The organism is Microbulbifer sp. ARAS458-1 (assembly GCF_045348205.1).
GTDB lineage: Bacteria > Pseudomonadota > Gammaproteobacteria > Pseudomonadales > Cellvibrionaceae > Microbulbifer.
Genome location: NZ_CP155838.1, coordinates 2,116,693 through 2,133,934 on the forward strand (window position 1 = coordinate 2,116,693; position 17,242 = coordinate 2,133,934).

At 57.8% G+C, this 17,242-nt stretch carries 14 protein-coding genes; 2 read left to right on the top strand and 12 right to left on the bottom strand.

Annotated elements, in window-relative coordinates; all coding sequences use genetic code 11:
- Positions 1-61 precede the first annotated feature (61 nt).
- From AAFH99_RS08615 to AAFH99_RS08640, 6 genes are all read right to left on the bottom strand, one after another.
- On the bottom strand, positions 62-1,516 hold the full coding sequence (locus AAFH99_RS08615; protein ID WP_406827509.1) for a sulfatase: 1,455 nt from the start codon (positions 1,514-1,516) through the stop codon (positions 62-64).
- 54 nt (positions 1,517-1,570) lie between these two features.
- A complete protein-coding gene (locus AAFH99_RS08620) occupies positions 1,571-2,608 on the bottom strand; it encodes a hypothetical protein (RefSeq protein ID WP_406827510.1) in 1,038 nt (345 codons plus the stop codon).
- Between the two features lie 289 nt (positions 2,609-2,897).
- Positions 2,898-5,162: a molybdopterin cofactor-binding domain-containing protein gene (locus AAFH99_RS08625; protein ID WP_406827511.1), complete on the bottom strand. Its 2,265-nt coding sequence runs from the start codon at positions 5,160-5,162 to the stop codon at positions 2,898-2,900.
- Positions 5,155-5,673, bottom strand: coding sequence for a (2Fe-2S)-binding protein (locus AAFH99_RS08630; protein ID WP_406829172.1), 519 nt, complete (start codon positions 5,671-5,673; stop codon positions 5,155-5,157). Before AAFH99_RS08630 ends, AAFH99_RS08625 begins: the two co-directional genes overlap by 8 nt.
- Entirely contained in the window at positions 5,661-6,332 is a 672-nt protein-coding gene (locus AAFH99_RS08635; protein WP_406827512.1) for an NTP transferase domain-containing protein, read from the bottom strand. The genes AAFH99_RS08630 and AAFH99_RS08635 overlap by 13 nt, the downstream gene beginning before the upstream one ends.
- Complete coding sequence (locus tag AAFH99_RS08640; protein WP_406827513.1) at positions 6,329-7,429, bottom strand: XdhC family protein; 1,101 nt, start codon at positions 7,427-7,429, stop codon at positions 6,329-6,331. The genes AAFH99_RS08635 and AAFH99_RS08640 overlap by 4 nt, the downstream gene beginning before the upstream one ends.
- A gap of 299 nt (positions 7,430-7,728) precedes the next feature.
- On the opposite strand from AAFH99_RS08640, the gene AAFH99_RS08645 reads away from it, so the two are divergent.
- Positions 7,729-8,688, top strand: coding sequence for a DUF4862 family protein (locus AAFH99_RS08645; protein ID WP_406827514.1), 960 nt, complete (start codon positions 7,729-7,731; stop codon positions 8,686-8,688).
- 235 nt (positions 8,689-8,923) lie between these two features.
- Here the strand turns inward: AAFH99_RS08645 and AAFH99_RS08650 are convergent, their stop codons facing one another.
- The 5 genes from AAFH99_RS08650 to AAFH99_RS08670 form a co-directional block, all read right to left on the bottom strand.
- Positions 8,924-10,384, bottom strand: a complete 1,461-nt coding sequence (locus AAFH99_RS08650) for an aldehyde dehydrogenase family protein (RefSeq protein ID WP_406827515.1) — start codon at positions 10,382-10,384, stop codon at positions 8,924-8,926.
- A gap of 69 nt (positions 10,385-10,453) precedes the next feature.
- Entirely contained in the window at positions 10,454-11,248 is a 795-nt protein-coding gene (locus AAFH99_RS08655; protein ID WP_043316981.1) for an enoyl-CoA hydratase/isomerase family protein, read from the bottom strand.
- Between the two features lie 25 nt (positions 11,249-11,273).
- Positions 11,274-12,434, bottom strand: a complete 1,161-nt coding sequence (locus tag AAFH99_RS08660; RefSeq protein ID WP_406827516.1) for a CaiB/BaiF CoA transferase family protein — start codon at positions 12,432-12,434, stop codon at positions 11,274-11,276.
- Complete coding sequence (locus tag AAFH99_RS08665; RefSeq protein ID WP_406827517.1) at positions 12,431-13,630, bottom strand: CaiB/BaiF CoA transferase family protein; 1,200 nt, start codon at positions 13,628-13,630, stop codon at positions 12,431-12,433. Before AAFH99_RS08665 ends, AAFH99_RS08660 begins: the two co-directional genes overlap by 4 nt.
- 15 nt (positions 13,631-13,645) lie before the next feature.
- A complete protein-coding gene (locus tag AAFH99_RS08670) occupies positions 13,646-14,851 on the bottom strand; it encodes an ABC transporter substrate-binding protein (protein WP_406827518.1) in 1,206 nt (401 codons plus the stop codon).
- A gap of 207 nt (positions 14,852-15,058) precedes the next feature.
- Here AAFH99_RS08670 and AAFH99_RS08675 point away from each other — a divergent pair, with 207 nt between their 5' ends.
- Complete coding sequence (locus AAFH99_RS08675) at positions 15,059-15,883, top strand: IclR family transcriptional regulator (RefSeq protein WP_231491553.1); 825 nt, start codon at positions 15,059-15,061, stop codon at positions 15,881-15,883.
- A 434-nt stretch (positions 15,884-16,317) separates the two neighbouring features.
- Here AAFH99_RS08675 and AAFH99_RS08680 read toward each other — a convergent pair whose 3' ends face one another.
- Entirely contained in the window at positions 16,318-16,977 is a 660-nt protein-coding gene (locus AAFH99_RS08680) for a 2-dehydro-3-deoxy-6-phosphogalactonate aldolase (RefSeq protein ID WP_051686967.1), read from the bottom strand.
- Between the last annotated feature and the right edge of the window lie 265 nt (positions 16,978-17,242).

Sequence of the window (17,242 nt, forward strand, 5' to 3'; positions counted from 1 at the left end):
ATAGAAAAGGCAGCCCAGTATTGAGCAGGGCTGCCTTTTTGTTTATGGGATATACCGGTGTCTAATAGTTTGTGGTGGTCTCAGGTAGTTTGGCCTGGCGGTAGGTATCCATCCGTTCCATGGCCTTCCCTTCAAACTCCCTCTTCAACTGCCATCTGGGGCGCTCCAGCTGCAGCTCCCACTGGAATAATTTCTTGAACAGTGCGGTAACTTTGTCCGGATGTCGCAGCGCAAGGTTCTGGGTTTCGCTGACATCTTCCGCTAGGTTGTAGAGCTCGGCGGGTCTGTCCGGGAAGCGCAGTAGTTTCCAGTCGCCATCGCGAATCGCCGCGCGGCTCTCCTTCTTCCAGTAGAGGGATTGGTGCGGTTTTCCGCTTGCTTCGCCGTTCAGGAAGGGCAGCAGGTTCACACCATCAATATCCTCCAGCGTGGACGTCTGGCCACCGGCGGCGGCGTAAAATGTCGGTAACAGGTCCAGCAGGCTAATGGGGGCCGGAAAGGTCTGCTGTGCCGGAATTTGCCCAGGCCACTGCATCACAAATGGAACCCGGATACCCCCCTCCAGATGAGTGGCCTTGGTGCCGCTCAAGGGGAAGTTGTTGGAAGCATTGTGATCTGTGGGGCCGCCGTTGTCGTTGGTGAAAACGATCAGGGTATTGTCGATCAGCTTCTGTTGTTCCAGTGCGTCGAGCAGTCTCCCCACCCCTCTGTCCAGTGCCCGGGTCATGGCGGCGACTTTCTTTCGGTTGCCGGAAAGCTCGGGAAATGCGGCCAGATCTTCCGGCAGTGTATCCATGGGCGCATGTACCGCGGTGTAGGATAGGTAGAGGAAGAAGGGCTCGCTGTTGTTGCGCTCCACAAATGCGACCGCTTCATCGGTCAGCGCATCGGTGAAGTATTTGCGTGTCTCGGCAAAGGAACCGAAACCGCGCTCGAGAAAATCTTCCCAGCGGGAATTGGGGTTGCTCTCACTGAACGGGAAGTAAGACCGCGCACCGCCGCGAAAGCCATAAAATTCGTCAAATCCCCGCTTGAGTGGGTGGAAACGATCCGCATTGCCTAAGTGCCATTTGCCCAGGATGGCGCTGTGGTAGCCGAGTGGTTTTAGGTAATCGGCGATGGTTTTTTCGTCCAGCGGCAGTCCCATATCGTCTCCGGTAGTGCCGCTGGCACTCATATAGCCCGGCACATTGTTTTCCTCATAACCAAAACGCTGCTGGTATTTGCCGGTGACCAAACCCGCACGGGATGGTCCACACACCGCGGCACTTACATAGGCCTGCGCAAAACGGGTACCGTTTTTTGCGATGCGGTCAATGTTGGGTGTCTGGAAGACCTCGCTGCCCTGGAAACTGAAGTCCGCGTAGCCCGCGTCATCCGCCAGAATCAGAATAATATTGGGCTTTTGTGCGGCCTGCGCCGTGGCGGAAACCAGGATCAGCGAGACGAACGCGGACAGGACGCGCAGTGTGGCGAATAAGCCGGGGCAGCCGCCGGTATGGTTGTGGAAAGACATGGAAACCCCCCAATGCTGAATGATCGGGGGTAGTGTACCTCTATTTGTATATTGTTAACAAAGTGGTGGCGTGGTTGCATGAATCTCAAACGACCAGTTGCGGGATGTGTGGGGTGGAACCGCCGGCGCCGTCCCTCTGTCCAGCAGTTCCCGCAGGCTGTCGGCGTTGCCAATCGCCGGTTCCAGTACCAGATTGAAATAGGGCGTACCGCCATCCCCGGCCCAGCCCCGGTAATTGAGCCAGAGGGCGATATGGGGCACTTCCGACGGTGGCAGCACAAAATGTAGCGCTTCACCGGTTGCCGGGTTTTCCAGCCCGGCTATGGCCCGCGAATTACCGCTGGTGCAGTCGAACAGGTCCTGACGGGAAAGTAACTTCGCCGCGTATCCGCTATCGGTATCTGGGTCTGGAATGACCGACATATCGGTACCGTTTGAGGTTAGTGGCCAGCGGAACTGGTCGCCAGTGGTCAGTGGGGCATTGTCGCTGGCGTAGGAGCAGTACAAATGGTGGTTATCCGGCAAGCGCAGCTGCATACCGGGAGTGATGGCAAGCGCTGGGTGCATACACCAACTGAATGGAATAGGGTTGTCACTCAGGTTTTCGACACGATATTCGAACCGGATGGTGCCGTTATTTGGGGCGAGCAACAGACGGCGCTCGAAAGTTACCGGCAGTGTCTGGCAGTGCTGCTTCAATCGCACTATCGCCGAGCCACCCTCTGCAATCTTGCATTCGTGCTCGCCCCAGGGGCGGCCATAGAGTTCACCGTGATCATGCAGGGTGAGGTCGGACCCGTTGCGCTCGCGTTGCGGTAGTTCACAGGCGTCCACGCTTGGGAAGCACTCATCAATACCGCCGGTGTCGTGTTGCTGGGTGTATTTGTGATCCAGCTCTGCGGGCTTATAACCGATTCGGTCATTCTTCCACAACCACTCGGTCTGTAGCTTCGAGCCGGAGCGCAGGCTGACAATCTTGCCACCGAGTTCAGGTACTACGATGAGAGCAAGATTGGGGTTTCGCAGACTGTAAGCGAGGAAACCGTCAATAGTACAGGGTGATATGGACACGCAGTCTGAAGTCATGAGCATCGTAATTTTGCTAAACAGGCATTGTCCGAAACTAGAAATAGCAGCACACAATTGCTATTTTCTTTCGCTTTCCCCGACTGGGAAACCTCTTCTCACATTATTGGGTAAAAATTATCGAGTAGTAAGCATCGACACTTTAAGTCAGCCCCTGCAAACTAATCGGAAGTGAGCGTATTGTTATCAGACATCCTGGAGACTAGAGCTGTAGGTTGTGATCAAAAAGCCCGGCAGCCTTCCAGGATACTGAGTGGTGCCGGACTTTTTTAGTGTCTGCCCGAAAAGGCGAGCGTCAGACCAGAGTCAGGTGGTTGCTGACCGGCAGATCACGAATACGCTTGCCGCAGGCGGCATAAATGGCATTGGTGATACTTGGAGCCACGGGGGGAACCCCAGGCTCACCAACCCCGGCGGGAGGTTGGTCACTGGTGAGCAGGTGCACGTGCAGCTTCGGGCATTGCTGCATACGCAGCAACGGATAATCATGGAAGTTACTGTTTTCCACTGCGCCATTCTGCATGGTCACTTCGCCCATCAGCGCAAGGCTCAGGCCGAAGATCATCGCCCCTTCCATCTGTGCATTGACACGGTCCGGATTTACCGCCAGTCCCACATCGGCAATGCAGTGCATTTCGACAATGTTCAGCTTGTCGCCCTGCACCTGAACTCGGGTGGCAATTCCCACGTAGGAGAGGAAGCTGCGATGCACCGCAATGCCCCAGCCTTCACCTTTGCCTGTATTGAGCGAAAAGTCCGCTTTTGCGGCGGTCTCTTTTACCACCCGTTTCAGGCGAGCAGTGTCAACCGGGCTGTCTTTCAGCTGCGCGCCGTAGTTGCCGTATTTGAAGTCTCCCTGATTTGGATTGACATATCGGTCCTTGCCGATCAGCTCCAACAAAAAGGCATCTGGGGTCTGGCCTGACAGGTGTGCCAGTTCATCGGCGAAGCTGCAAATCCCAAACGCGTTCTGGATGTTGGCGACTGAGCGCATCCAGCCGATGCGGGTATGGTATTCGGCCACGGCGGTTTCGCAGGTGCGATTGGAGATGTCGAAGGCCAGGTCGGCAAAACCGAGGCTCAGTTCACCGGCAGAGGGTTGGTCGACACCTGCGGAAAAAGTGCCGCTGATGGATGGGAAAGCGGTGCGCTGGCGCCACGCGGAAACCAGTCCGTCGCTGTTCAGGCCCGCTTCAAAGTAGGCGGCGCTGGCAGCGTGGTAATAGCTGTGACGGATGTCGTCTTCGCGGCTCCACACCACTTTGACCGGGCGCTGCATTTTGCGGGCGAGTACCGCGGCTTCAACCGCAAAGTCCGGTTTGGACTTGCGCCCGAAACCGCCGCCGAGCAGGGTGACGTTTACCTTCACCTGCTCCGGCTTCAGCCCGAGCGCTTTGGCTACATTCTGCTGGGCGGATTGCGGCGTTTGGGTGCAGGCCCAGATTTCACAGCTGTTTTCGCCAACCACAGCGGTGGCGCTAGGGGGCTCCATGGCGGCGTGGGTCAGGTACGGGACCGAGTAGGTCGCGCTGTGGTGTCGTTCGGATTTCGCCAGCTCAGTGTCCGTATCGCCGTAGGCAGTCACGGTTTTACCCGGTTTGGCCACGCGTTGCTTGAGAGTGTCGATATACTCCGTGCTGTTGTGGTCGGAATGTGGGCTGTCGCTCCAGGTGATTTCCAGCGCTTTGCGGCCTTTCAGCGCGGCCCAGGTATTGGTTGCCAGCACCGCGACACCGGCGAGTGGGTGAAACAGTGGTGGCAGCTGCCCACCATCCATGGTCTCAATCGCGACCACATCTTTTACCGCGCGGGCTTTGTCCTGTTTCACACTGGCGACGGTGCTGCCGAGAACCGGAGCCCGTTCGATGCTGGCAATCAGCATATTTTCCAGTTGGATGTCCTGCCCGTATTGGCCCTTGCCGACAATCATATCCGGCGTGTCATAGGTAGCGACCGGTTTGCCGATGTAGTTGAAGTCTTCACTGCTTTTCAGTTTCAGCGCACTGGCTTCTGGCACCGGTTGTGAGGCGGCCAGTTCCGCCAGCTCACCAAAGCGGATGGAGCGCCCGCTGTCTTTATGGTGGACCCGGTGCTGTAGTGCCTGACAGCTGGCGACGGGGACAGTCCACAGCTGTGCGGCGGCGGCCTCCAACATATGGCGAGCGCTGGCGCCCATGGTGCGCATGGTGTGGTAGAAGTTGCGGATACTGCGCGAGCCGTCGGTGTTCTGGCTGCCGTAGCGTTTATCGGCGAGCCCTTGGATTACGTTGACTTTTTCCCAGTCCGCTTCCATTTCGTCCGCCACAATCTGTGGCAGGCCGGTACGGATACCCTGGCCCATTTCCGAGCGGTGGCAGACGATGGATACGGTATCGTCCGGGGCAACGCTGACAAACAGATTGAGGGTGTGTTCGCTATCGCTGGCATTGTCGGCATCCGCCCATACCGGCTGCGCGCCAGTAAATCCGCTTCCCAGAATCAGGCCGCCGCTGCCAATACCCGCCAGTTGCAGGAATTTGCGGCGGCTGACCACAGAAATGTTGGTTTCCTGCTTACGCATGACTGCTGCTCCCTTTGGTCTTGCTTCCTATTGCCGGGTACGCCAGTGCGGCGCCTGCTGCGGAGTTTTTTACAGCGTCCTTGATGGCGGCCTTGATTCTTGGGTAGGTGCCGCAGCGGCACAGGTTGCCGCTCATGGCGCTGTCGATTTCCTGTTCCGTTGGGTTCGGATTATTGGCGAGCAGCGCTGCCGCAGACATCAGCTGGCCACTCTGGCAGTAGCCACACTGGGGAACATTGTGCTTGATCCATGCCTGTTGCAGAGGGTGATTCCCGGCTTCGCTCAGGCCTTCTATGGTAGTAATAGTTGCCCCTTTGGCGGCGGATACCGGTGTCAGGCAGGCGCGCGCGGGGTTGCCATTGATATGAATCGTGCAGGCGCCGCACAGACCTGCCCCACAGCCGAACTTGGTGCCGGTCAGTTTCAGCTCATCGCGCAGTGCCCAGAGCAGAGGCATATCCTCGTCCACGTCCACCTGGTGAATTTTTCCGTTGATGGTTAATTCCATAATGCGTCTCCACTATTTTCAGGGGGCGTCTGAGGTTCGGTCTGATGCCCGGTCAGGGGTTCCGTTAATTCATGTTGGGTGTTTTGCCAGCGCTGCCAGTCTTCAGGTGTATCAATATCGATAGCCGCGCTGGGCATGGGGATGGTGTGCAGTGAGTTGGCGTTCGCTTCGAGCAGTGCCTTCGCCCCTCTGTCACCGTCGAGTTCACGCAACGCCGGAAACAGACTGCGAGGGAAAACTGCCGGTACACCCGGCGCATGCTGGTAATGCGCGCAGACCACCTTATCTGTCTGCTGCCGCCACCGCCGGTGCAATTGCGCAATCTCTTCATTGCTTACTGCAACCTGATCCCCGAGCAGCAGCAATACTGCGCGGGCGTTTTCCGGCACACAGCCCATGGCGAAAGCAATACTCGAGCCAAGGCCCTGGTGCCAGTTATGGTGGTGTTTAAGGTTTAGGTGGGGGTGCATCTGTTCGATGGCATTGTGCCAGGCGCCGGTGACAATCAATGGGTTACTGAGCCCGGCCTCGAGCACCGCGTCCACCCTGTGCTGTAGCAGCGACTTTCCTCCCTGCACTAGCAGGTGCTTGCAGTCACCAAACCGCTGTGCGGCGCCTGCGGCGAGAATGACGGTGGTCAATTCGTGGCGCGCACTGCTCATGACCACTCCTGCAGTGAGGGGATTGAGCTCATGTCCTGGCGAGTCTGCGTTGATGGGGCGCTGAGTGCTGCCGCGGATTTACCGTGCAGCACGCTGTGAATTTCCGCGCAGGTCGCCAAGGCAATACTTTCTGGTAATTCTCCCCCCAGATCCAGGCCAATGGGGGCACGCAATACGCCCCGAATCAGCTTTTGCTGTTTTTCAGAAGAGAGTCCGCTTTGCGCCAGTACGCGATCCCGGCGGCTGATTGGACCAAGCAGCCCCAGGTAGCGCAGTGGGTACTGGTGCAGCAGACGTATGGCGGCGGCATCCAGGTTCAGGTTGTGGCTCATCGCCACGGCTGCGTCGATGCTGGTGAGATCCAGCGTTTCCGGCAGCGCGTCGGGGTGGCAGCGGTAGCTTATACAATTGGGAAAATAGGCGGGTCGTGCATTGGCCGGACGCGGATCGCACAGACTGACCTGCCAGCCCTGGGCGTTGAACTGCTGTGCCATTGGCCGGGCGTCAATGCCTCCGCCCACGATCAGCACGTGCGGAGCGGGGAATAGGGGAGTGTTCAGCCAAAGGGTGCCGTCCTTTTCCGCCAGAACCGGCCGTTGTGACGGAAAACCTGACTTCTCAGCCTTGCTGTGGAGTGGTTGCAGTTCGGTACAGGTTTCACCATTTACAGGGATCTGCTGGCGGAAAACCACCGCCTGTCTTTGCTTTAGCTGGTTTCTCAGTTCCGCCAGCTGCAGGTAGTTGTTCTCCGCGGTAATAGGCTGCAGCAGTATTTCGACTTCGCCCCCGCAGCCGATGCCCAGCTGGAAGGCCACATCGTCCTCATCGCTGCCATCGTAGCGGATGGTGGCCGCCTTTCCGGTGCGCAGCGCCTTCAGCGCATGCCTTTGAATGTCAGATTCCAGACAGCCGCCGCTGAGCAGCCCGTAATGCCGGCCAAGGTCGTCACATAACATCATTGAGCCCGCCTTGCGGTAACTGGACCCGCGAGTCCGATACACGGTGCCCAGTACCCAGCCACGGCTGTCCCGGTTAGTAAACCAGAGGTCCAGCAGTGTGCTCAGGTGGTTTGCAGGTGCCTCATGGAGGTCATGCATGGTGGTTATTCCGCGGTTGTTTATTGTTCTCAAATTAGTGTTGTTCTGCTTGCTACATATTGAAGCTGGGTCTGTCGAAGACCAATCTGTACCCTACCATGGGATGGCTCTATGCCTATACCGAGGATTGATACTCTCGCCCAAGTGAGTGCGTGCAGCGATATTGTGTTTGGGGTTGCGGATGCGGCGGGATTCGAAGGGATGATGGAGAAACCGGCGCCGGGGATTCTGCGGGCATCTTCCTGTATATTAGCGTCCCGTTCACCTCACTCACTTTGCTTAGGGACCGCAAACAGCATATGAAATACATTCTTGGCGCTTACGCTACCGCCCCAGTGACAGAAACCTGGCAGCCGGAAGTTCAGGAGGACTACCTGAATGGCATCAAGCAGCTAAAAAATCTGCGGGGGCTTGAACATCCATTCACTGGGCAGCTGCACGCCCATGACGACGATTGGTTTCTGCGTAACATTGACCCGACTTGGGATTTCGTGTTTACCGGTGTGCCTGGGGTGATGGGGCGCCTGGGCAAGAATGCGGCCTTTGGTATCGCGTCTGATGATGAAGCAGGGCGCATGGAGGGGATTGAATTTTACAGCCAGATGCATATGGCGGTGCTGAAGCTCAATAGGCACCTTGGGCGCAATGCGGTAGAGGCCGTGCAGTTGCATACCAGTCCTAATCGTACTGCGGCTCAGTCCTCTGTTGCGGCGCTCAAACGCTCGCTGGAAGAAATCACCTCCTGGGACTGGAGTAGTGCAAACCTCGTCATCGAGCATTGTGATGCGTTTGTGGAAGGTCTCAAGCCAGAAAAAGGCTTCCTTTCCGTGCAGGAAGAAATCGACTGTCTGCTTGAAATGAACCAGGACCGCGAACAAAAACTGGGCATTTGCATCAACTGGGGACGTTCGGCCCTGGAGACACGCAGCGTGGAAGGCCCACTGGAGCACCTGCGACTAGTGCGCGAGGCGGGACTGTTGCGCGGTCTGATGTACTCGGGCATCTCCGATGTTGAAACCCCCTACGGCGTATGGCGCGATACTCATATGCCGCCGGCAGAAGTATTTGAGGGCGGGCAATTTGCGGAAGGCTCACTGCTCACGCGGGAACAGCTGGCACTGACTCTGGAAGCCGCAGACTGGCAAAAGCTCGACTATCTGGGTGCGAAAATCGGCGTGCGACCGACAGATCTGGATGCAGCTTCCCGGGTAGCCTATAACCGGGATTGCCTGGCGGCGCTAGACCTTCTGACTAAATAGCTGCGTTAAGCGGAGGGAGTTCTGCGGCGCCGTATTTCTTATTGGGCGCTTTTATATAAAACAAAACGGGGGCATAGCCCCCGTTTTAGTGTCGGGAGCCTTTGAATAATGTAGCGAGCGAGTGGCTGGTGGTGGCCGCCTGCGCGCAGCAAGCGGAGCGTACTTAAAGTACGTGAGTATTGAGAGCACAGCCGGACGCCTCAAGGCGCGCGCGCGGTAATTATTCAGAGGCTCCCTAGTTGCAGTTCAAATACACCGCGCGCTTCTGCAAGTAGCCTTCGATCCCGTAGATACCATCCTCACCACCAATACCACTGCGCTTGTGGCCGGAGTGGTAGCCCTGGATATAACCGACGATCTGTTTGTTTACGAATACGGTGCCTACTTCCAGGCGGCTGATGCCGTCCATAATTACCCGGTAATCGTTGCTCCACAGGTAGCAGCTGAGGCCATCGTTGCGGCGGTTGGTGATTTCTACCGCTTCATCGAACGATAAAATTTTGACGATGGGCAGTACCGGGCCGAAGATTTCTTCCCGCGCAGCGGCCATATCCGCGGTCACGTCGGTGAGTACAGTAGGCTGGTACCAGTTGCCGTGTTCAAACTCTGCGCCTTCCGGGCGGGCACCGCCGCAGGCGAGGGTGGCGCCGGCGTTGATGGTTTCCTGCACGATGGAGTCCACGCGGTCCAGACCCTGGGCAGTGACCGATGGGCCCATGCTGGGGTTGTTCATCGGGTTGCCTACCGTTAGCGCTTTTACTTTTTCCAGCACCTTGCGGGTGAATTCATCCGCGACCTTCTCATGCACCAGCACCAGCTCGGCACAGATGCATACCTGGCCGCAGTTGGCGTAGCGGGAAATAACCACCGCATCCACGGCCTTGTCGATGTCCGCATCGTCGAGCACGATAAACGAGGCCTTGCCCCCCAGTTCCAGAGAGACTGCGGTGACGTTCTCCGCAACTGCGCGGCAGATGGCCTGGCCCGCACGGATGCTGCCGGTGAGGGTGACCAGTTGGGTAATGGGGCTTTTTACCAGGTGCTCGCCCACGGCGATTCCGCTGCCGCTGATGATGTTGATCACCCCCTTGGGGATTCCCGCTTCTTCCACCGCTTTGGCAAATTCCATGGCGGTCACCGGGGTGGCCTCGTGGGGTTTTACGATCATGGTGTTGCCGGTCACCAGCGCCGGACCGACCTTGCGGCCAATCAGTGCCAGTGGGTAGTTAAACGCACACAGACCGACGGTCACGCCGTAGGGGACTTTTTGAATCCACAACTGTTCGCCGGCATTGTCGGACGGGAAGATATTGCCCTCGATACGACGTGCCGCTTCGGCGGAATAGGTGAGGTAATTGAGCGTATCGTCGAACTCGCCGTAGGCCTCTGCAAGGGTTTTACCCTGTTCCAGTACCAGCAGTTTGGCAAACAGGTCGCGCTTGGGTTTGAGGGTTTCGATCAGGTTGAACAGGTGGCGGCCGCGCTCGATGGCGGGGAGCATTTTCCAGCTCTGCAGTGCCGCCTGCGAGGAGGCGAGGGCGGTGTCAGCCTGTGCCAGGGTGCAGTCCGGGACACTGGCAAATACTTTGCCGTTCGCGGGATTTTCCACCGGGAGCTTACTATCACTGTCGACCCATTCACCGTCGATATAACACTGGTAATGTTGTTGGGCGGTTTTCGCTATCTGTGTACTCATCATCTTCTCCGTCGCATTTTTTGTTTGTTGTTCGGTCGAGTCTGTTGGTTTGGTGCTACCGGTCGGACGCTACTGATTAAATACTGGTACGCGTTTTTCAACGAAGGCTTTCAGTCCCTCCACCGCATCTGCGGTTTCATAGAGAGAATCTGCCAGCTCCGCCTCCAGAGCGAGGCCGCGATCCAGCGGCAGGGAACTGCCTTCACGCAGTGCACGCTTGGTGGCCGCGATGGCGCGGCCGGGACCGCGGGCGATTTCTTCGGCAAACTCGGCGGTGCCGGCAGCCAGGGATTCCGCGCTGTAAACTCCGTCCAGCAAACCCAGCTCCTGGGCCTGGGCGAGCCCGAAGGTGTCCCCGGTAAGCAGGATCTCCATGGCGGCGCGGCGGCCGATCCGGCGGACCAGACGCTGGGTGCCGCCATTGCCGGGGATCAGCCCCAATTTGATTTCCGGCAGGCCGAAGCGGTAGTTGCCTTCTGCCGCGAAAATAAAATCGCAGGCCATGGCAATTTCCAGGCCGCCTCCGAGGCAGTGGCCGGCGACTTCGGCAATATAAATCTTGCTGCTGTTCTCAATGGCGTTGGCGTTCTCCCGTGCTGCGGCGACCAGGGCGAGGTTTTGCTGTACGCTGTTGCTTTCAAACACTTTGATATCGGCGCCGGCACAGAAAAATTTCGGCAGCGCGCTGTTGATCACCACCACGCGTACGCTGTCGTCCTGTTCCAGGGTGCGAATGACAATGCCGATTTCCCGCAGGAATGACTCGTGATAGGCGTTCGCTGGTGCTAGCTGCAAAGTAATATGGGCCACCCCGGGGGTAGACTTTGATAGCGAAACATTCGATTGCGAATGGCGCTCATTCATGACCGGTTCCTCTCATTTTCACTTCTCATCTCTCATCTTTGATTTCGTTATTGATGGCGCGCTGGTGTTGTCCCAGTTTCGGCGCTGGATGGCTTCCCCACAGGAATTGATCGTCGATGCGAATGGGGCAGCGGCTGGTGGTCAACCGGCTGCCACCAGACATGGGCAGGGATTGCAGCATGTCGAGGGTTTTGAAACCGTCGTGTGCCAACAGTTGATTCCAGTCGAGTACCTCCGCACACCAGATATCCGCCGGTTCCAGTAGCGAGAGCCAGTGCGCGGTTGTCTGGGAGGGGAGGTGATCTGCAAGAATCTGCTTGATGGCATCCCGCTCGGTAAAGGCGAGGGTCGGGTCGCAGTAGGGCAGTAGTGCGGGGCAGTCGAGCAGTCGCGCAAGGTCTTCCACGCGGCCCATGGAGAGCGCGATGTAGCCGTTGTTGGTCTGGTAGAAACCGTAGGCGCCGGCCACCAGTGCATGGGCGCCATTGACGACGGCGCGCTCGATGGTTTGTTGCGGGTCCTGTAAGGCGATGGTGAGTGGCTCGAACTGAAAATCCAGCATGGCTTCGAGCATGCTGATCTGTACCAGGCTGCCTTTTTCAGTAAATTCGCGGGCAAAAGCGGCGGCGAGAATGCCCTGCACCAGCTGCGCGCCGGTAAAAATATCTGCAACCGGTACACCCATGGCTACCGGGCCATCGTCGCGGCTGCCGGACAGCCAGGTGAGGCCGGAGAGCGCCTGCAGCAGCAAATCCTGTCCGGGACGTTCGGCCCAGGGGCCGGTATCGCCGTAGCCGGTAATTTCACCGTAAATAATGCGTGGGTTGATGGCTTTTACATGGTTGTAGTCGAGTTCCAGTCGCTGCATGACGCCGGGACGGAAATTGGCGATCAGGATGTCCGCTTTGCGGATCAACGTGTTGAGCTCTTCGCGCTCGGCCGGATCTTTCAGGTCGACACAGTAACTTTCCTTGTCGCGGTTGATGGCGTGGAACAGGGTAGATTCCCCCTCCAGCACGCAGTCGGAAAGGTACAGGTTACGGCCGTCTTCGCCGCGCTCCGGGCGCTCGATTTTGATTACTCGTGCACCCAGGTCCGCCAGGCGCAAAGCCGCAGAAGGACCGGACAGAAACTGGGAGAAGTCGAGTACCAGCATACCGGCGAGCGGTTTTTGGAACTGGCTCATTGTGCAGCCTCCCGCTGATTTGAACTTTCTAGCAAGCTGTTGCGAATATGATCGGTATCTTCACCCAGGCGTGGGGCGGCTTTAGCACTGGTAAAGCGCTGGCCGTTGATCCGCAGTGGGCAACGGGTGGTGTTTACGGTAACTGTACTTTTCTCAGATGAGCTGTGGTCAGCCGAGGAGGCGGGGCGGGAAACCTGCAGCTCCATGGCTACGGCCTTGAAGGCGGGGTGGTGGAGCAGCTGGTCATAATCCACCACTTCCGACGCCCAGATACCGGCGGCATTCAGGCGTGTCATCCAATGGTCGGTGGATTGGGTGCGCAGGTGTTCTGCCAGTACGGCTTTAATCGCGTCCCGCTGGCTGAAGGTTTCACTGTCACTTTTATTCAGGGCTGTGCACTGCAGTGCTTCGACCAGCGGCCCGAGTGGCCCCATGGAAATGGCAATCCAGTGGTCGCTGGTTTGATAGATACCGTAGGGCGCGCCGAGAAATGCGTGGGCATTGGCAATCTCGCTACGGCTGGGTAGCTGGCGGCCGTTGTTCAGGTAGGTGGTGAGACCTTCGAACTGAAAATCCACCATGGACTCCAGCAGGCTCGTCTGCACTTTTGCGCCGATGCCGAGTTTTTTCCGGCGCACCAGGGCGGCGAGAATGCCCTGGGCGAGATGCGTTCCGCACAGCATATCAGCAATGGCGAGGCCTAGGGGTACCGGGCCGTCACTGTGATTACCGGAGAGCCAGCCCACGCCGGAAACCGCCTGTGCCAGCAAGTCCTGCCCGGGTTTGTGGACCCAGGGGCCTTCGTTGCCGTAACCGGAGACTTCTCCGTAAATAATCTGCGCATTCAGGGCTTTGACACTGGGATAGTCGAGGCCAATTTTTTCCATCACACCGGGGCGGAAGTTATGGGTCATCACATCCGTCTGCGCGATCAGTTCGCGTACCGTATTCAGGTCGTGCGGGTTTTTCAGGTCCGCACAAAATGATTCTTTATTGCGGTTAATGGTGTGGAACAGCAGGCTGTCGCCATCCACCCACAGGTCTTTGGTGGCGAGCCTGCGGCAGGCGTCACCGCTGCCGGGGCGCTCTACCTTTATCACGCGCGCGCCCAGATCGGCCAGGCGCAGGCCCGCGTAGGGGCCTGCCAGGTACTGGCTGAATTCGAGAACGGTTATGCCTTTTAACGGTTGCATCATAGGTTTCAGTGGTTGTCAGTTTTGGCGGGACTTTACGAACAGCTCGTTGAGATGTGTCAGTAGCATATTGGCATCGCCACCGTGCATCAGGTAGTTGCGAATAGGCGCGCCGGAGTTGTCCTGGAAAAACATATGCCCATGGTAGCGTGGACGCAGGAAGGCGCGGTCCAGGGTGGGCAGGGTGTTGGTGAAGTAGTTGTTGGTCAGATGATTGGCTGACTCACTGGTCCAGGCTTTGCGGTGCCCCGGCTGTCCACCGTACTGGATATAGAAGGAGGCCTGCAGTTCCGGGTTGCCGGCAAACTCTACAAATTGTGCGGCCACTTCCGCGTGCTTGGTGTGCGCGGAGATGGCGAGGCCGGTGCCACCCAGGGTGGTTTTCAGGTGTTCACCTTTGGGGCCTGCAGTCACGGTATCGCGGAATTCCAGCAGTTTGCGGGCATAGCCGGGCTGCGCGTAATTGGCGTAGCCGTAGGCGAAGGGGCAGTAGGCGAAGTCGTCACTGCGGGTCATGGCCTCGTACACCTTGATGGGGTTCCAGTCGAAGCAGCGGCGATCCAGGTTGTCGGACAGCGCCTTCAGCATGCCCAGGGCTTCGATCCCCACCGCTTTGCTCACCACTTCTTCTTCGCCCACACAGGGATCTTCACCCATGGCGGAGCACAGCATGTAGAAGTTCATCAGGGTGTCTTGGGGAATACTGGGCACCGCCACCAGGCCTTTTTCCGCCAGTGCCATCAGATCTTCCCAGGTTTGGGGTTCTTCCAGTCCCTTTTTTTCTAGCAGATCCGCGCGCAATGACGCTACCGGGGTGGCGGCGTCCAGGGCCAGGGCCCACTGCTGGCCATCGTAGTGATAGGAGGTGTGGGAGTGTCCCACGGCGTTATCTTCCTGGTCTTTGAGGAAGGCGGCGGGCAGGTGCTCGTCCAGGGGCAGGATGACCTTTTCCCGTGCGGCAAAACCGGTCCAGGGGTGATCGATCACCAGCAGGTCGTAGCGGCTGGCGAGGTCGTCGATGGGGTGGTCGGCAAAGGCCTGCAGTGAACGCTTGTCCCACTGGATGGTGACATTGGGGTTCAGTTCTTCAAAGCGCTGGGCTGCCGCCACCATGGGGGTAAAGCCACGGGTATGGTTCCAGGTCATGCCACGCAGGACGATGGGTTCCGCCGTCTGCTGCATTGGGGCGCCTTGCTTCTGTTGGTCGTTGTCGGAGCTGCTCATAGTTTTCTCTCGATTTTCTCCATAGTGTCTCTGGAGTGTCTCGCTGTGCGAGGCGCGGGTGCTGGTCCGGGATTGGGGGCACCCGCAGGTTGGCGGCTCATCAGGATTGGGTTTTTATATTTAAAATTGTTGTTCAAGTATAAAAATCGTTTTTTGGTGGTGTCAACCTGTGCTTAAATGCGCGGGTATAACAAACCGATAAACTCGATGGGTCAGGGGGAAGTGGTGCCCGAGAAAGTGAGCGAAAAGGTTGGCGGCCAGAAGAATGGCAATGGCGCGAATAAATACGCGGTGCCCGCGCTGGACAAGGCGCTGGAGATACTGGAATTTCTCGCCGCCGAATCGCTGCCGCTGTCCCAGTCGGATATTGCCCAGGGTATCGGGCGCACCAATAGTGAGATCTTCCGGGTGCTGGTTGGCCTGGAGTCCCGGGGTTACTTGCTGCGGGATGAAGTGTCTGGCAAATATCGGGTGTCTCTCAAGCTGCTGGAGCTGACCCGTACCCTGTCGCCAGTATCGCAATTGCGCTTTGCGGCGCAGCCGGAGATGGAGGCGCTGGCGGCGCGTCTGGGCCAATCCTGTCACCTGAGTGTGATCCACCAGGGGCAGCTGATGGTGGTGCTGCAGGTGCAGAGCCCCGGGCCGGTTTCCCTGTCGTTCAATGAGGGTACGCTTTTCCCGTTGCTGCAGACCGTTTCCGGACGGGTGCTGCTGGCAAACTGCGAGGCCGGGCGCCGCGCGGGCCTTCTCGACAAAGAGCTCCAGAAAAGAGGGCCCGATATGGATGGCGCTGCGGAGGTGGAGCGGTCTTTGCTGTCGGTGCGCGATCAGGGGTTTGAACTCCGGACCAGTGAATTGACCGATGGCGTGACCGATTGCGCTGCATTGGTGGGGCAGCCGGATGGGGCGACCATTGCCGCACTGGCGGTATCCAGCCTGACGTCGGTAGTAGGTAAAAAGCTGGAGCGGGAAGAACTGGTGCGGGCAGTGCGGGAATCTGCAGCGCGGGTCAGTGCGTCGCTTGGTCTCTGAGCGGGGTGGTGAGTAAATACAAGAGATAAAAAAACGCCCCTGAAAAGGGGCGTTGAAGCGAGAGAAATGTTCGTGTTGCGGCACGAACAAAGGTCACGAAGAGTCAATCGCAACTGACAAGGTGCACCGGATTCCATCACAGGGAGAGTCTCCGGTGTAAGAGAGAAATTGTTCAGGCGCCTAGGGAACCTCTGATCAAGTCCGTAATGCCTCAGCGTGACCTGAAGGCAGTAGCTGTTAGGCGCAGCTTGCAGTGAATGGCTGGCCCTTTACAAGAGCTGCAACGCAGCAGATGCTGTCTTCAGGTCGCGCCCTGCGGGGCTTTCAGAGCGATCCACACTCTGCGTTGTGACTTCTTGAAAGGTCTAGACATTCCTGCGAAGCCACGCCTTGATTGTGAACCGCTCTGAAAGCCTGAGGCATCACGGACTTGATCAGAGGTTCCCTAGTGCTTTGGCGCGGTTGGCCGCGTCCACCATGATCCGCGCTTTGTCCGCGATCTGGCTGGCATTGTCGCCGGCGGCGTAAATATTGGAGCCGAGGCCGAATCCGCGGGCACCGGCTTTCCAGTACTCTTCCATATTGGTATCGGTGATGCCGCCCACCGCCAGGGTGAGGATATCTTTCGGGACCACCGCACCCAGGGATTGCAGGTACTGGGCCGGGAAGTCCGCCACCGGGAACATTTTCAACACCCGGGCACCGGCCTTGAGTGCGCTGAAGGCTTCGGTCGGGGTGAGGCAGCCAGGAACAGAGATCAGATCCCGGTCGATAGTGGCCCGAATGATTTCCGGGTCGCAATTTGGCGAAACAATGATCTTTCCGCCTGCATTTTGTACACTTTGGACCTGTTCCGATGTGAGTACGGTGCCGGCGCCACAGATGGTGGATTCGCCGAATTCGTCCATGATCTGGGCCAGCCGCTCGATGCTCTTAAGGGGCTCTACCGGTGAATTCAGTGGGATCTCGATAGCGCGTACACCGGCTTCCAGCAGGGTATTGGCAACCATATCGATTTCGTCCGGGGTAACGCCGCGGATAATGGCGATAAGAGGGCAGGCTTCCAGAGCCTGGTGGAACTGCTGGCTCAGCATCGTAGTTTCCTGTTGGTTTCCTATTAGGTTCCTGTGATTTTTCTTGCTGGTCTTTTTTACGATCTATTCCCAGTGACGGGACAGGATGGATGCAGTATAAAGGGATTCAGGAATATTTGTATATAGTTAATTGTTAACAAAAATGGATTGGGGTTGTATGATGGGCCAACATCAAGTGGTGGCCGACCGTGCAACCAGAAGATACTTGACGCTAACGCCCTGAAGAGGGTGGCAGGTATCAGCGGTCGGAGTACCCATAACAATA

Excerpts from the sequence above, each read along its gene's own strand:
- AAFH99_RS08655 (WP_043316981.1), bottom strand. The coding sequence starts at position 11,248 with ATGAATGAGCGCCATTCGCAATCGAATGTTTCGCTATCAAAGTCTACC.
- AAFH99_RS08675 (WP_231491553.1), top strand. The coding sequence starts at position 15,059 with ATGGGTCAGGGGGAAGTGGTGCCCGAGAAAGTGAGCGAAAAGGTTGGC.
- AAFH99_RS08670 (WP_406827518.1), bottom strand. The coding sequence starts at position 14,851 with ATGAGCAGCTCCGACAACGACCAACAGAAGCAAGGCGCCCCAATGCAG.
- AAFH99_RS08635 (WP_406827512.1), bottom strand. The coding sequence starts at position 6,332 with ATGAGCAGTGCGCGCCACGAATTGACCACCGTCATTCTCGCCGCAGGC.
- AAFH99_RS08650 (WP_406827515.1), bottom strand. The coding sequence starts at position 10,384 with ATGAGTACACAGATAGCGAAAACCGCCCAACAACATTACCAGTGTTAT.
- AAFH99_RS08625 (WP_406827511.1), bottom strand. The coding sequence starts at position 5,162 with ATGCGTAAGCAGGAAACCAACATTTCTGTGGTCAGCCGCCGCAAATTC.
- AAFH99_RS08660 (WP_406827516.1), bottom strand. The coding sequence starts at position 12,434 with ATGAGCCAGTTCCAAAAACCGCTCGCCGGTATGCTGGTACTCGACTTC.
- AAFH99_RS08680 (WP_051686967.1), bottom strand. The coding sequence starts at position 16,977 with ATGCTGAGCCAGCAGTTCCACCAGGCTCTGGAAGCCTGCCCTCTTATC.
- AAFH99_RS08620 (WP_406827510.1), bottom strand. The coding sequence starts at position 2,608 with ATGCTCATGACTTCAGACTGCGTGTCCATATCACCCTGTACTATTGAC.
- AAFH99_RS08615 (WP_406827509.1), bottom strand. The coding sequence starts at position 1,516 with ATGTCTTTCCACAACCATACCGGCGGCTGCCCCGGCTTATTCGCCACA.
- AAFH99_RS08645 (WP_406827514.1), top strand. The coding sequence starts at position 7,729 with ATGAAATACATTCTTGGCGCTTACGCTACCGCCCCAGTGACAGAAACC.
- AAFH99_RS08665 (WP_406827517.1), bottom strand. The coding sequence starts at position 13,630 with ATGATGCAACCGTTAAAAGGCATAACCGTTCTCGAATTCAGCCAGTAC.
- AAFH99_RS08640 (WP_406827513.1), bottom strand. The coding sequence starts at position 7,429 with ATGCATGACCTCCATGAGGCACCTGCAAACCACCTGAGCACACTGCTG.